The 14,713-nt window shown below is 67.6% G+C and carries 9 protein-coding genes; 3 read left to right on the forward strand and 6 right to left on the reverse strand.

From position 1 onward, the window contains the following. Position 1 precedes the first annotated feature (1 nt). Both acs and ACQY72_RS11840 read right to left on the reverse strand, forming a co-directional pair. Complete coding sequence (gene acs, locus ACQY72_RS11835; protein ID WP_428153768.1) at positions 2-1,960, reverse strand: acetate--CoA ligase; 1,959 nt, start codon at positions 1,958-1,960, stop codon at positions 2-4. Positions 1,961-1,964: 4 nt separating this feature from the next. Beyond that, the gene (locus ACQY72_RS11840; RefSeq protein WP_428153769.1) at positions 1,965-3,320 is read right to left on the reverse strand and encodes a DcaP family trimeric outer membrane transporter; all 1,356 of its coding nucleotides are present in this window, start codon (positions 3,318-3,320) and stop codon (positions 1,965-1,967) included. Positions 3,321-3,485: 165 nt separating this feature from the next. On the opposite strand from ACQY72_RS11840, the gene ACQY72_RS11845 reads away from it, so the two are divergent. Beyond that, on the forward strand, positions 3,486-4,097 hold the full coding sequence (locus ACQY72_RS11845) for a response regulator transcription factor (protein ID WP_428153770.1): 612 nt from the start codon (positions 3,486-3,488) through the stop codon (positions 4,095-4,097). A 12-nt stretch (positions 4,098-4,109) separates the two neighbouring features. Here ACQY72_RS11845 and ACQY72_RS11850 read toward each other — a convergent pair whose 3' ends face one another. The 4 genes from ACQY72_RS11850 to folE form a co-directional block, all read right to left on the reverse strand. Further along, complete coding sequence (locus tag ACQY72_RS11850) at positions 4,110-7,475, reverse strand: hybrid sensor histidine kinase/response regulator (RefSeq protein WP_428153772.1); 3,366 nt, start codon at positions 7,473-7,475, stop codon at positions 4,110-4,112. 90 nt (positions 7,476-7,565) lie between these two features. Then, the gene (locus ACQY72_RS11855; RefSeq protein WP_428153773.1) at positions 7,566-9,239 is read right to left on the reverse strand and encodes an MFS transporter; all 1,674 of its coding nucleotides are present in this window, start codon (positions 9,237-9,239) and stop codon (positions 7,566-7,568) included. A gap of 139 nt (positions 9,240-9,378) precedes the next feature. Then, positions 9,379-10,536, reverse strand: coding sequence for an acyltransferase family protein (locus ACQY72_RS11860; protein WP_428153774.1), 1,158 nt, complete (start codon positions 10,534-10,536; stop codon positions 9,379-9,381). Positions 10,537-10,600: 64 nt separating this feature from the next. Further along, positions 10,601-11,185: a GTP cyclohydrolase I FolE gene (folE, locus tag ACQY72_RS11865; RefSeq protein ID WP_159846769.1), complete on the reverse strand. Its 585-nt coding sequence runs from the start codon at positions 11,183-11,185 to the stop codon at positions 10,601-10,603. 354 nt (positions 11,186-11,539) lie between these two features. On the opposite strand from folE, the gene ACQY72_RS11870 reads away from it, so the two are divergent. After that, on the forward strand, positions 11,540-13,039 hold the full coding sequence (locus ACQY72_RS11870) for an ATPase domain-containing protein (protein WP_428153776.1): 1,500 nt from the start codon (positions 11,540-11,542) through the stop codon (positions 13,037-13,039). Further along, positions 13,036-14,712, forward strand: coding sequence for a response regulator (locus ACQY72_RS11875; RefSeq protein WP_428153777.1), 1,677 nt, complete (start codon positions 13,036-13,038; stop codon positions 14,710-14,712). The genes ACQY72_RS11870 and ACQY72_RS11875 overlap by 4 nt, the downstream gene beginning before the upstream one ends. Position 14,713 lies beyond the last annotated feature (1 nt).

Consider the following 14,713-nt stretch of genomic DNA (forward strand, 5'->3'; position numbering starts at 1 on the left):
TCTATTCCGCTCCGGCGCGGTTCTTCACCAGGTCGTCCACGACCGACGGGTCGGCCAGGGTCGAGGTGTCGCCCAATGACCCGATCTCGTTCTCGGCGATCTTGCGCAGGATGCGGCGCATAATCTTGCCCGAGCGGGTCTTGGGCAGGCCCGGCGCCCACTGGATCACGTCGGGCGCCGCGATGGGGCCGATCTCGTGGCGGACGTGGGCGACCAGGGCCTTGCGCAGGTCCTCGGTCGGCTCCACCCCGTTGTTCAGCGTGACATAGGCATAGATGCCTTGGCCCTTGATGTCGTGGGGGTAGCCGACGACCGCCGCCTCGGCGACGACGTCGTGCAGCACAAGCGCGCTCTCGACCTCGGCCGTGCCCATCCGGTGGCCGGACACATTGATCACGTCGTCCACCCGGCCGGTGATCCAGTAATAGCCGTCCTCGTCGCGACGGCAGCCGTCGCCGGTGAAATAGCGGCCGGGATAGGTCGAGAAATAGGTGTCGAAGAAGCGCTGGTCGTCGCCATAGACGGTGCGCATCTGGCCCGGCCAGCTGTCGGTGATGCACAGATTGCCGGACGCGGCGCCCTCCATCGGCTGGCCCTCGGCGTCCACGATTTCAAGCTCGACGCCCGGCAGGGGCAGGGTCGCCGAGCCGGGCTTCAGGTCGGTGGCGCCGGGCAGGGGGGTGATCAGATGGCCGCCCGTCTCGGTCTGCCACCAGGTGTCCGCGATGGGGCAGCGGCTGTCGCCGACCACCTCGTGATACCAGCGCCAGGCCTCAGGATTGATCGGCTCGCCCACCGTGCCGAGCAGGCGCAGCGAGGCGCGCGAGGACGCCTTCACCGGCGCATCGCCTTCGCGCATCAGGGCGCGCAGGGCGGTGGGGGCGGTGTAGAAGATTTCGACCTTGTGCTTGTCCACCACCTGCCAGAACCGGCCGGCGTCGGGATAGTTGGGCACCCCCTCGAACATCAGGGTCGTCGCCGCATTCGCGAGCGGTCCATAGACCATGTAGGAATGCCCCGTGACCCAGCCCACGTCGGCGGTGCACCAGAAGACCTCGCCGGGGCGATAGTCGAAGACGATTTCGTGCGTCCAGGCGGCCCAGAACAGATAGCCGCCCGTGGTGTGCAGCACGCCCTTGGGCTTTCCGGTCGAACCGGAGGTGTAGAGGATGAACAGCGGGTCCTCGGCGTTCATCGGCTCGGGCGGGCAGTCGTCGTCGACCTTGGCGGCTTCCAGGCCATAGTCGAAGTCGCGGCCCTCGATCATCGGCACGTCGTGGCCGGTGCGGCGCACGACCAGGACGGTATCGACCTTCACCTTCGTCAGGGCCTCATCGACATTGGCCTTCAGCGGCACATGTTTGCCGCCACGCAGACCCTCGTCGGCGGTGATGACCAGGTTGGAGCCGCAGTCCTCGATCCGGCCGCACAGGCTGTCGGGCGAGAAGCCGCCGAACACCACCGAGTGAACGGCGCCGATGCGCGCGCAGGCCAGCATGGCGTAGGCGGCCTCGGGGATCATGGGCAGATACAGGGTGATCCGGTCGCCCTTTTTCGCCCCGTGCGCCTTCAGCACATTGGCCATGCGGCACACCTCGGCGTGCAGTTCGCCGAAGGTGATGTGGCGGCTGTCGGCGGGATCGTCGCCTTCCCAGATGATCGCCGTCTCGTCCTTGCGATGAGGCAGGTGGCGGTCGATGCACTCAGCCGAGACGTTCAGCACCCCGTCCTCGAACCAGCGGATGCGGAAGTCTTCCTTCCTGAAGGAGACGTCCTTGATCTTGGTCGGGGCCTTGATCCAGTCGAGGCGTTTGGCCTGTTCGGCCCAATAGGCGTCGGGCGTCTCGCGCGCCGCGATCCGCGCCGCCTCATAGGCCTCCCGGTTCAGATGGGCCTTGTCGGCCCAGTCGGCAGGGACGGGATAGAGGTCGGGATCAGGCACGCGAGACGTCTCCGGCATCAAATCAGAATCCGTATTTGGCGAACAGGATCAGACGGGTCATGTCGCCGCTGGCGCCGGTCTCGATCTCGCGGTCTGCGAACATCAGCTCGGCCCCGACATCAAACGCCGTAACGGGCGACCAGATCAAGTTGGCATGGATGCTTTGCGCCGAACGGTTGACGGCCAGGCCGGTAAAGCCGGTGTCGTTGTCCACCTTCTGCGCCGACCAGATCAGGCTGGACCGCCAGCCGGGCGCCCAGACGTGGCGGTAGGCGGCGAAGCCCGCGACCACGCCGATCGCGTCCAGCTCGCCCGAGGCGTCCAGCACGGCGTCGTTGGAGAAGTTCAGACCGACATAGCGGCCGATACCCTCGCCGCCGGTCAGCATCAGGCGGATGTCGTCCTTGGACCCGACCTTGATCTTGGTCGAGGCGGACACACCCCAGCCGGTCGCGGTGGTGTCGATGTTGGTCGCCGGGTTCTGGTATTTCAGCTGGCGCAGCAGGCCCGCGAACTGGAAGTCGCCCCACGGCCGGGACACCGCATAGCGGGCGGTGAAGTCCGGCAGGCTGTTGTCGTCGGCGATGATGCGTGCGCCGCCGCCGAACGGGGTCACCGTCGTCTCGGGGTTTTCGACCGAGACCGAGAAGGGACCGCGCGTATAGCGGACCTGGACCTGACGGGCGAAGACGGTGCCTTCCGCCGCGCCGATGAAGTCGGCGGATTCAGGCAGGACGGCCGTGTTCTGGAAGTTGGTCCACTCCTGGCCGATCAGCCAGTTATCGATGGTGATGAAGGCGCGACGCAGGGCCAGGTCCGCCGGGCTGGTCGTGCGCTGGTCCGCAACGCCGGGCAGGGTCTGGAAGTCCATCTCCAGTCGGGTGCCGACCTTGTGGCCGCCGATCAGGCCGTCGGTCGTCAGCCAGAACCGGGTCTGACGGGCGTTGAAATCGGTCGCCGTATCCTCATCGGCGCCGCCGATGGGGATGGAGCCGGGAATGTGGAATTCACGAAGCGCGTCGCCGTTGACCGGGTCGCCGCCGGAATAGTTCGAGGCGTAGGCGTCGACCTTGATGAAGCCGCCGTATTTGACCGTCTGGTTGCCGATGCGGAAGCCGTCGCTGGGCGCGGCCGGGGCGGCGGCCTGCTGCACGGGCGCAGGCGCGGCCGGACGGGTCTCTAGGCGGATGATGTCCTGCTGTTGCGCGGCCTGCTGGCTGCGCGAGGCGACGACTTCGGATTTCAGGGCGTTCAGCTCGCTTTCGAGCTGGGCGATGCGGGCCTCCAGCGTCGACTGGCTGCTCTGGGCCAGGGCGGCGCCCGGCGTGACGAGAAGCGCGGCTGCGGCGGCGCCGGCCATAAGGCTGGTCTTGATCATGGTGAAAATTCCTCCCTCGCCCGTCTAACGCGTGCGTCCCTGACAAAACCTTTCCGCCTCCATAGGTGTGATGCCATTGGCCATTGGTCTAATTTCGACCAAAGTCGAACCGCGCCATGATGGCGACGACGCGGCCGATCAGACGCCGCGCACGGAAGGACGCCCATGGATCGCATCGTCGTCGCCGACGACCATCCCCTGTTTCGCGCCGCCCTGCGCTCGGCCGTCGACAAGGCGGCGCCGGGGGCGGAAGTGGTGGAATGCTCCAGTTTAGCCGAGGCCAAGGCGGCGATGGTCGCCGGGCCGGTCGATCTGCTGCTGCTGGACCTGAAGCTTTCTGACAGCGAGGGGATGGCGGGGCTGGCAGCCGTGCGGGCCGAACAGCCGACCGTGCCGGTCGCGGTGGTGTCGGCCAGCGAGGAGGCGCCCGTGGTGCGCCACGCCTTGGGCCTGGGCGCCGCCGGCTTCATTCCCAAGTCCTCCTCCCTGCCCCAGATGGTCGAGGCCATCGCCGCCATCCTGGCCGGCGACAGCTGGGCGCCCGATGTGCCCGAGGTGGACGACGACGACCCGGCCGGCCGCGTCGCCAGCCTGACGCCGTCGCAACTGCGGATCCTGGAGGGGCTGAAGGCCGGGCGGTTGAACAAGCAGATCGCCTTTGATCTCGGCGTGTCCGAGGCCACGATCAAGGCGCACCTGACCAGCGTCTTCCGCAAGCTGGGCGTCCATAACCGGACCCAGGCGGTGATCTTGGCCAAGTCGCTGGATCCCAGCTAGCTCGACAGACCCTTAGCTCGACAGAAAAGCCTTCAGCGCCGCCGGCTTGATGGGCTTGGGCAGCAGGACGGCGCCGGCCGCCGTCGCCTGTTCGTTCAAACCATCGCGGGTGTCGGCGGTGACCAGGGCGATGCGGCGCACGCCGTGGGGCCGCAGCCAGTCGATAACGGCGAAGCCTTCCGGCCCGTCGCCCAGATGCAGATCGACCACGGCGGCGTCGAACGGACCCTGAGCCGCCTTGGCCGCCGCGACGCTGGACACCAGCGTCGGCCGCGCCCCCCAGCGGGTCAGAAGGGCGTTCAGCGCGTCCAGGATCACCGGCTCATTGTCCACGCACAGCACTCGCAGACCCGCCAGCGGCAGACGCGCTTCGCGCACCGCCGCGACCTCGGGGATCACGTCGGCGGGGCTGCGCGGCACGGTGATGCGGAAGATCGTGCCGCGTCCGATGCGCGAGCTCAGCTCCAGCGGATGGTCCAGCAGGCTGGACAGGCGACGCACGATGGCCAGGCCCAGGCCAGCGCCCGGCTCGTCCACCGCGCCGGGCAGACGCACGAACTCGCCGAAGACGGTCTCGTGATCGGAATCGGGGATGCCGCGCCCGGTGTCGCAGACGAACAGCTGCAACGTCTCGCCATGCCGACGCGCCCCGACCAGCACTCGGCCGGAATCCGTATAGCGGATGGCGTTGGCCACCAGGTTCTGCAGCATGGACCGCAGCAGGTCGCGGTCGGACGCCGCCCACAGGCGGCTGGGCATGACGGTCAGGCGCAGACCCTTGGCCTCAGCGACGGGGGCGAACTCGCGGCGCAACTCGTCGAACAGGCCGCCCAGCGACAGCTTGGTCACATTGGTCCGCACTCCGCCGGCCTCCAGCTTGGACAGGTTCAGCAGGGCCGTCAGCAGGCGGTGGGCGCTGTCGATGGCGCGGTCGGCGTTGACGGCCAGGGTGCGGCTGGTCGGCTCGGCCAGCGCCGGCTCCTCCTTCAGCGCGGCGATGAACAGGCGGGCGGCGTGAAGCGGTTGCAGCAGGTCGTGGCTGGCGGCGGCAAGGAACCGGGTCTTGGACGCCGTGGCGTCCTCGGCGACGCGCCGGGCCTCGTCCAGCCGGGCGGTGCGGTCGGCGACGCGGGCCTCCAGCCGTTCGTTGGCCTCTTCCAGTTCGCGCGCGGCGCGGCGCAGGGCGGTGATGTCGGTGTAGCTGGTGGCGTATCCGCCGCCTGGGATGGGCGCGCCGGATGAGCGCAGCACCCGGCCGTCGGGCTGCTGGCGTTCGTGGTCGTGGGGGATGCGGCGGCTCAGCGCCTCCAGCCGGCGTTCGACCCAGGCCTCGATGTCGTCGGGGCTTTCGCCGCGCTCGGCGTTCAGCCGATAGATGTTGGCGATGGGCAGGCCGACGTGGACGAAGCCGACGGGTAGTTCGAACATGGAGACATAGCGCCGGTTCCAGGCGGTGACGCGCAGATCCTCGTCCACCACGATCACGCCCTGGTCGATGTTGTCCAGCGTGGTCTGCAGCAGGTCGCGGTTGAACTGAACGGCTTGCGACGCCTCGTCCAGCATCCGCACCACATCCTCGGGCGCGCGTCCGACGCCGGCCAGGGCCGCCGCGATGACCCGACGGGCCGAGGCCGCGCCGATGGCGCCCGCCAGCATCCGCTCGGCTGCGCGGGCCAGGGCCGCATCGGCCGGATCGGCGTCGCGCAGCCGGGTGTCGGTCTCGCGCCCCCAGGCGGAGAAGGCACGCTCGGCCCGCTCGTCGCCGATGAAGCGTGCGACCAGGGCGCGCAGGTCGCCCACCGAGGCGCCCGACGGCGAGGGCCTGGCCTCCATCCAGTCCGGCCCCAGTCGATCCACGAAGGCGCGGGCCTGGACCCGGTCGATCAGCCGGGGCTGAGCAAAGCGCGACACTCCGACATAGGCCGCCAGGTTCAGCCCCAAGCTGACGAAGACCCCCAGGGCCAGCGGATCCCTGACGCCCAGCATGACGTGCAGGTGCCACGGCGCGCCGGGCGACAGCTGGGGCAGGGCCAGCATGACGATCCAGACCGCCATCCCGACCGTCATCCCCGCCAGCGCCCCGTGCGCATGGCCGCCGCGCCACAGCACCGCGCCGAACAGGGCGGGCGCCAGCTGGGCCATCGCCGCGAAGGACACCAGGCCCATGGCCGCCAGACCGCGCGACTGATCCGTCGCCTGATAATAGAGCCAGGCCAGCAGCAGGACGGCGACGATGGCCCCGCGCCGGACCTGAAGAATGGTTCCCGCCATGTCCGAGGCGTCGCCCCGCACACGCCAGCGGTCGCGCGCCAGGAAGGGCAGGATCAGGCTGTTGGACACCATGGCCGACAGGGCCACGGCCTCGACGATGACCATGGCGGTCGCGGCCGAGAAACCGCCGACGAAAACAAGCGCCGTCAGCATCGTCTCGCCGCGCCCGAACGGCAGGGCCAGCACCAGCAGATCGGGGTTCATCGACGGCGCGAACAGGGCGCCGGCCGCCACCAGCGGCAGCACCGCCAGACTGGTCAGCAGCAGATAGAGGGGAAATATCCAGCGCGCCCGCTTCACGTCCGACGGCTGTGCGCCCTCGACGAAGGCGACGTGGAACTGACGCGGCAGGCAAAAGATCGCCAGGGTCGACAGCAGGGTGATGGCGGTGAAGCGCGGCGTGACCTCGGGCGGGGACGCTAGTGCGCCCAGGCCTTCGATGATGCGCGGCGGCGAGCCTTCGTTCAGCAGCAGGACCAGGGCGAAGACGGCGACGAACAACAGGGCGCCCAGCTTGACCATCGATTCCAGGCCGATGGCCTGTATCAGGCCGCGATTGTGCTCGGTCAGGTCGGGGCGGCGGGCGCCGAACAGGATGGCGAAGAAGGCCAGCACCCCGGCCAGCACCAGCACCGTCAGCCGCTCGGACCCCGCCACCGGCGTGCCGGCGGTCAGAAGGGCGCCGGCCATCGACAGCGACTTCAGCTGAAGCGCGATGTAGGGCAGCGACCCCAGGATGGCGACGACCGTGACCGCCGCGCCCAGGGTCTGGCTCTTGCCGTAGCGCGAGGCCACGAAGTCGGCCATGGAGCCGACGTTCTCGCGCCGGGCGGCGGCGGCGATACGGCGCCACAACGGGAACAGCAGCGTCAGGCCGATAACCGGCCCGATGTAGATGGGCAGATATTCCCACCCGTCCCGCGCCGCCGTGCCGACCGCGCCGTAATAGGTCCAGGAGGTGCAGTAGATGGCCAGGGACAGGGCATAGACTGACGGCCCCAACCCCTTGCCGCGCGCCCGTGTCGCCGGCCGTTCCTGATACCAGGCGACGGCGAACAGCACCGCCATATAGGCGGCGACCAGGCCGAGGATCGTCAGGCTGAACATGGGGGCATCTGAACCGGGCGGGGGCTGTTTCACAAGCGAAAGGCGGGCCGTCTCGCGACGACCCGCCCCCCATTCCGCCTGAAAGCAGGGTCAGGCGTTCAGATCGACGTCCTTGCCTTCCTTGACCAGCAGGAAGCCCAGCACGACCGTCGCGAGCGCCACGATGATCGGATACCAGAGGCCGGAGTAGATGTTGCCCGTCGCCGCCACGATGGCGAAGGCGGTGGTCGGTAGGAAGCCGCCGAACCAGCCGTTGCCGATGTGATAGGGCAGGGACATGGAGGTGTAGCGGATATTGGTCGGGAACATCTCGACCAGGGCCGCCGCGATCGGCCCGTAGACCATGGTCACGTAGAAGCCGAGGATGAACAGGATCAGCACCACCATCGGCTTGTTGACTAGGGCGCTGTCGGCCTTGGCCGGATAGCCGGCGGCCGTCAGGGCCTCGCCCAGTCCGGCGTCCCAGGTCTTCTTCTGGGCGGCGAAGTCGGCGGTGGTCATGGCGTCGCCGCGGAAGCTGGGGACCACGGCCTGATCGCCGATACGGACCTCGGCGACCGTGCCGGCAGGGGCCGCGACGTTGGTGTAGGTCACGCCCGCCTTGGCCAGATAGGATTTGGCCACGTCGCAGGAGTGGTTGAACACCGTCTTGCCCACCGGATCGAACTGCAGATTACAGTCGGCCGGATCGGCATAGACCGTCACCGGCGCCGAGGCGGCGGCGGCGGCGAGACGCGGGTTGGCGGCCTGGGTCAGGGCGTTGAACAGCGGGAAATAGGTCAGGGCCGCGATCAGGCAACCGGCCAGGATGATCGGTTTTCTGCCCACCTTGTCCGAAAGCCAGCCCCAGAAGATGAAGAAGGGCGAGGCGGCCAGAAGCGCGATGGTCAGCAGGACGTAGACCAGGGTGGCGTCGACCTTCATGACCCGTTCCAGGAAGAACAGGGCGTAGAACTGGCCGGTGTACCAGATGACGGCCTGGCCGGCGGTGAGGCCGATCAGGGCGATCAGCACGATCTTCAGGTTGGGCCATTTGCCGAAGCTGTCCTTCAGCGGGGTCTTGGAGCCCTTGCCCTCGGCCTTCATCTTCTTGAACGACGGGCTCTCGGCCAGCTTCAGGCGGATCCACAGTGAAACCGCCAGCAGGATGATCGAGACCAGGAACGGAATGCGCCAGCCCCAGGAGGCGAAGGCTTCCTCGCCCACGGCGAGACGGACACCGAGGATGACCACCAGGCTGAGCACCAGGCCGGCGGTGGCCGTGATCTGGATGAAGGAGGTGTAGAAGCCGCGCTTGCCCTTGGGGGCGTGCTCGGCGACGTAGGTGGCGGCGCCGCCATATTCACCACCCAGGGCCAGGCCCTGGATCAGGCGCATCAGCACCAGGATGATGGGCGCCGCGATGCCGATGACCGCATAGGGCGGCAACAGGCCGACGACGAAGGTCGACAGACCCATCAGCAGCATGGTGACGAGGAAGGTGTTCTTGCGCCCCCAAAGGTCGCCCAGCCGCCCGAAGACGATGGCGCCGAAGGGCCGCACCGCAAAGCCGGCGGCGAAGGCCATCAGGGCGAAGATGTAGCCGGTCGTCTCGTTGACGCCCGAGAAGAACTGGACGGTGATGATCGCCGCCAGCGAGCCGTAAAGATAGAAGTCGTACCACTCGATGACGGTGCCGACCGATGAGGCGAGGATGACCAGGCGATCGCTGCGATCGACGGTGTGTTCCTCTTCCCCAGACGCAATTGGAGCGTCGGTAGCCATGATCCATTTCCTCCCAAGTCGCCGTTATCGGCCGTTCTGCGCATCCCTGCGGATACGTGGACGCCGACATTGACCGAGAGGGAGGCGGCTGGAGAGAGCGACTTTGGTCGAGGATCGCCGATAGGCAAAGGCCGGTCGATCAGCCGTCGATGGAGATGACGGGGCCCAGTTTGGGCTGAACCTTGCCACGACGCGCGCTGCGACGCTTCAGCCAGCCGCGGATGCGGGTCTGGATCGGATTGTCGATCAGGAAGTGGAAGGCGAAGGCGAAACCGACGGCCGCCGCGACGCCCAGGCCCCACAGGCCCCATTGGGCGGCGACGGGCAGGGAGACGCGGGCCTCCACGGCGTTGACCACACCGAACCAGACGATGCGGATCACCTCGTTGGAGATGAACATGGAGAAGGAGACCATGGCGGCCGTCTCGACCAGCTTGGAGGGTTTCCTCACCGGCACGGCGCCGGCGGCCAGGATGATGATCGAGATCAGGGTCAGGGCCGCGAGAGCATGTTTGTCGTGAAGCTCAAGCGCGAAGAAGCCGACGGCGGCCAGGACGCCGGCCCAACCGGCTAGGCGCGGCGCGATCCAGACCTTCTGGGCGAACCAGGCCAGGCACATGCCCAGGAAGAACAGCGGCAGGGCGCGGATGATGCCGTAGCGCATGGGCATCTGATAGACGGGGTAGCCCAGGAAATGCCAGCAGAGCTGGTTGGCGACCAGATAGACGCCGACGCCCATGGCTAGCGCCGACCACGGACCCAGCCGCATCAGGCCGCGAATGATCCAGGGGAAGGCCAGGTAGCAGCCGATCAGGGCCGAGATCGACCAGGTCGGCGCGTTCCAGCCCAGGCCGCCATGCACGCCATAGGATTGCAGCAGCAGCAGCTGGGCGGGCAACTGGTCCCAGGCGAACCATTCGGGATTGCGGGGCGGGACGCCGGCGGCGGTGGCCAGCAGCACAAACCCGACCAGGGACAGACCCATGATCAGGTGGGCGGGCACGACGCGCAGGAACCGCTTGAGGAAGAAGTCCCCCGGCGACATCCGGCCCTTGTCCACCGCCGCGCCATAGACGCGCATCAGCACATAGCCGCTGTCGATCAGGAAGAAGTTGGTCAGCAGGAAGCCGCCGCGTTCGAAGATCGGATTGATCACGTGCGCCAGGGGCGCCGGCCCTGCGGCCTGGAAGTGATGCAGGATGATCAGGAAGGCCACGATGAAACGCAGCGCGTCCAGCCAGCCGCCGCGCGCGATCTGAACTGTCTCATTGCGGGTCGAAATCACGGACCAGGGCATCGTTGGAGCCTCCTTCCGCCGTCTCGCCGCAAGAGCCGCGCCAGATCGCGCGATTGGGGAAATCCTAGCCTCGCACCAGTCGCAGGAACTCTTCGCGGGTGCGTGGGTCGTCGCGGACGACGCCGATCAGGTGGCTGGTCGACAGGCTGGCGCCCGGCGCATTGACGCCGCGCAGGGTCATGCAGCTGTGTTCGGCCTCGATGACCACGCCGACGCCGTGGGGGCGCAGGACGGTCTGGATGGCCTCGGCGATCTCGGAGGTCATCTTCTCCTGGATCTGCAGGCGCCGCGCGAAGCCGCGCACGACACGGGCCAGTTTGGAGATGCCGACGACGCGGTCGGTCGGTAGATAGGCGACGTGCGCCTTGCCCACGACCGGCAGCATGTGGTGCTCGCAGAAGCTGACGAAGCGGATGTCCTTCAGCACGACCAGCTGGTCGTAGCCGCCCGTCTCCTCGAAGGTCTTCTCCAGGTAGGAGAGGGGATCGACCTCATAGCCCTCGAACAGTTCGCGATAGCTGCGGGCGACGCGCGCCGGGGTCTCCAGCAGGCCTTCGCGGTCGGGATTGTCGCCCGCCCATTCGATCAGGGTGCGGACGGCGGCTTCGGCGTCTGCCTGGGAGACTTTGGGTGTGCGGGCGTCTGTCATGGGGCCTACATAGCGGGGCGGTTACGGGAATGGGAGGGGCTGTGCCGACCCTTTACGAAGCGCGGCCGTTTTCAGACCTCGGCCCCGAAACTTGGCCCCGAAAAACACCGTCTGAATGGTGCACTTCGTCTCAAATCCAGACGACGCCGCGCAAAAAACACCGTCTGAATAGTGCACTTCGTCTGAAATCCGAGGCGGGTTCAGTCCGGCCGAATGGTCAAGTCGGGATGCGGATGGCGAGGTTCAAGGCCTGTTGCGAGACTTTCGGAGCCGGGTCGCGGCTGTGCGACAGACGCCGCTTGTAACCTTCTGCATTTCCGTGCGTTACGGCTCAGCTACAGGCTAGAGGGCGGCATGACGGACGGCGAGATCAAGCGAGACCAGGCCGCCTTCGGGATCGCCGGGCTGGACGACATTCTGGCCGGAGGGCTGGAGCGGGACCGGCTTTATCTGCTGGAAGGCAACCCCGGCACGGGCAAGACGACCGCCGCCATGCGGTTCCTGATGACCGGCGCCGCGCTGGGCGAGGCGACCCTCTACATCACACTGTCCGAGACGGAAGAAGAGCTGCGCGCAACGGCGCGGTCGCACGGATGGTCGCTGGACGGTATCGACCTGTTCGAACTGGTGCCGCCGGAAAGCCTGCTGGACGAACAGCAGCAGCAGAGCCTGCTCTATTCGTCAGACCTGGAACTAGGCGAGACCAGCCGCATGATCCTGGAGGCCGTCGAGCGGCTTCAGCCCCAGCGGGTGGTGATCGACAGCCTGTCGGAAATCCGGCTGCTGGCCCAGGGGTCGCTGCGCTATCGGCGTCAGGTGCTGGCCCTGAAACACTATTTCGCCAAGCGCGGCGTGACGGTGTTGATGCTGGATGACCTGACGACCGACGCCAACGACAAGACGGTTCACAGCGTCGCGCACGGCGTGATCCAGTTGCAGGAACTGACGCCGGAATACGGGGCTGAACGTCGCCGCGTGCGGGTGATGAAATATCGCGGGCGGCGATTCCGCGGCGGCTATCACGATTTCACCATCAAGACCGGCGGGCTGGAGGTCTATCCGCGCATTGTGGCGTCCGAGCACCGCACGAAGTTCAAGCGCGAACCGATGTCCAGCGGCGTGGCGGGTCTGGACGCCCTGTTGGGCGGCGGGGTCGAGCGTGGGTCGAGCGCCCTGATCCTGGGGCCGGCGGGGACGGGCAAGTCGTTGGTCGCGGTCAACTTCGTGACGGCGGCGATCGCGCGGGGCGAGAAGGCGGCCATGTTCGTGTTCGACGAGGAACTGGGCCTGCTGTTCTCGCGGATGCGTCAGATGGGCATCGATCTGGAGGCGCTGGAGGCCCAAGGGTCGCTGATCGTGGAACAGGTGGACGCCGCCGAACTGTCGCCGGGCGAGTTCGCCGCGCGGGTTCGAAACTGCGTCGCCCATCAGAACATCAAGACCGTCGTGATCGACAGCTTGAACGGCTATCAGGCGGCCATGCCGCAGGAGCAGTTCCTGGTGCTGCATATCCACGAACTGCTGCAATATCTGAACCGCCAGGGCGCCACGACCTATCTGACCGTGGCCCAACACGGGCTGGTCGGGGACATGAAGGCGCCGGTGGACGTGACCTATCTGGCCGACACCGTGGTGCTGCTGCGCTATTTCGAGGCGGCGGGTCTGGTGCGTCGCGCCATCTCGGTCATCAAGAAGCGCGCGGGCGGTCACGAGAAGACCATCCGCGAGTTCGACATCGGGACCGACGGCCTGACGCTGGGCGAGCCGCTGTATGGCTTCCAGGGCGTGCTGCGCGGCGTGCCCAATTTCGTGGCCCAGGACGGCGAAGGCCTGATGGGCGATCGCTCCGCATGAGCCGGGGCGGGGAGCTTTCCGAACGCGCCCTGGTCCTGGCGCCCGTTGGGCGCGACGCCGTCGTCGCCGCCCAGATCCTGAACGAAGCGGGGACGGTGGCGCAGGTCTGCGACACGCTGGACGATCTTCTGGCGCGGATGATCGAGGGCGCGGCCCTGGCGGTGGTGGTGGAGGAGGTGCTGATCAACGGCGACCTCAACGCCCTGTCGACCTGGATCGAGGGGCAGCCGTCCTGGTCGGATTTTCCCTTTCTGGTGCTGAACCGGCGCGGTGGCAGCGTCGAGCGCAATCCAGCGGCGCGTCGCCTGTCGGTCACCTTGGGCAATGTCAGCTTTCTGGAGCGGCCGTTTCATCCGACGACCCTGGTCAGTGCGGTCGATACGGCTTTGCGGGGGCGTCGTCGGCAATATGAGGCGCGCGAACGGATCGCCGAGATCCAGCGCGCGGAGGCGATGCTGGAACGCCGGGTCGCGGATCGCACCGCCCAACTGCAAGACGCCAACCGCGAGCTGGCCGCGCAGATCGTGGAACGCGAGAAGGTGGAGACCGCCCTGCGTCAGGCGCAGCGGCTGGAGGCCGTCGGCCAGCTGACCAGTGGCGTGGCGCACGACTTCAACAACCTGCTGACCGTCGTTCTGGGCAATGTCGATCAGCTGAGGAAGAACGAGACCGATCCCAAGGTTCTGCGGCGGCTGGACATGATGCGCGAGGCCTCGCAGCGCGGCGCGCGGCTGACGGCGCAGATGTTGGCCTTCTCGCGCCGCCAGAAGCTGGAGCCGCGGGCCGTCGATCTGAACGAGACGGTGCGCAGCATGGGCGACATGCTGCAGAGCGCTATCGGCGGCAGCGTGCAGATCCAGCCGCCGCAACTGGCCCCGGACCTGTGGCCGGCGATGATCGATCCGACGCAGATCGAACTGGTCATCCTGAACCTGGCTATCAATGCGCGCGACGCCATGGAGGTGGGCGGGTCGCTGACCATCCGCACCGCGAACGCGCGGCTCGATGCGTCCGGGAGGCCCGACGAGCTTCCGCCCGGCGACTATGTGGTGGTGTCGGTCAGCGACACCGGATCGGGCATGACCGACGAGGTGCTGTCGCGCGCGTTCGAGCCCTTCTTCACCACCAAGGAGGTCGGCAAGGGATCGGGTCTGGGGCTGAGCCAGGTGTTCGGCCTGGCCAAACAGTCCGGCGGCGGGGTCAGTATCGACACAGAGGTCGGCACGGGCACGACGATCCGCATCTTCCTGCCTCGCGCCGACGCCGCGCCGATGCAGGAGCGGGAGCCGAGCGGCGAGCTGATGACGGCCCACGATGCGGGCCTGGTCGTCCTGGTGGTCGATGACGACGAGGCGGTGAGGAACGTGACCGCCGGCTACCTCAGCGACCTGGGCTATGACGTGATCGAGGCCGACAGCGGCGGGGCGGCGTTGGAGCGCTTGAACCATCACGCCCGGATCGACGCCATGGTGCTGGACTTCGCCATGCCGGGGATGAACGGCGGCGAGCTGGCGAAGGAACTGAAGGCGCGCCGACCGTTCGCGCCGATCCTGTTCGCCACGGGATATGCCGACGCCGAGGCCCTGATTGACGTGGGCGAGGACCTGATCGTGCGCAAGCCGTTCACCCAGGCGGAACTGGCGCGCAAGCTGTCGCGCACTCTGGCGGCCTGAT

Source organism: Brevundimonas sp. (genome assembly GCF_965279155.1).
Lineage (GTDB): Bacteria > Pseudomonadota > Alphaproteobacteria > Caulobacterales > Caulobacteraceae > Brevundimonas.

What these genes read in the sequence shown, in the direction of transcription:
- acs (WP_428153768.1), bottom strand. Translation starts at nt 1,960, where the DNA reads ATGCCGGAGACGTCTCGCGTGCCTGATCCCGACCTCTATCCCGTCCCT.
- ACQY72_RS11840 (WP_428153769.1), bottom strand. Translation starts at nt 3,320, where the DNA reads ATGATCAAGACCAGCCTTATGGCCGGCGCCGCCGCAGCCGCGCTTCTC.
- ACQY72_RS11845 (WP_428153770.1), top strand. Translation starts at nt 3,486, where the DNA reads ATGGATCGCATCGTCGTCGCCGACGACCATCCCCTGTTTCGCGCCGCC.
- ACQY72_RS11850 (WP_428153772.1), bottom strand. Translation starts at nt 7,475, where the DNA reads ATGTTCAGCCTGACGATCCTCGGCCTGGTCGCCGCCTATATGGCGGTG.
- ACQY72_RS11855 (WP_428153773.1), bottom strand. Translation starts at nt 9,239, where the DNA reads ATGGCTACCGACGCTCCAATTGCGTCTGGGGAAGAGGAACACACCGTC.
- ACQY72_RS11860 (WP_428153774.1), bottom strand. Translation starts at nt 10,536, where the DNA reads ATGCCCTGGTCCGTGATTTCGACCCGCAATGAGACAGTTCAGATCGCG.
- folE (WP_159846769.1), bottom strand. Translation starts at nt 11,185, where the DNA reads ATGACAGACGCCCGCACACCCAAAGTCTCCCAGGCAGACGCCGAAGCC.
- ACQY72_RS11870 (WP_428153776.1), top strand. Translation starts at nt 11,540, where the DNA reads ATGACGGACGGCGAGATCAAGCGAGACCAGGCCGCCTTCGGGATCGCC.
- ACQY72_RS11875 (WP_428153777.1), top strand. Translation starts at nt 13,036, where the DNA reads ATGAGCCGGGGCGGGGAGCTTTCCGAACGCGCCCTGGTCCTGGCGCCC.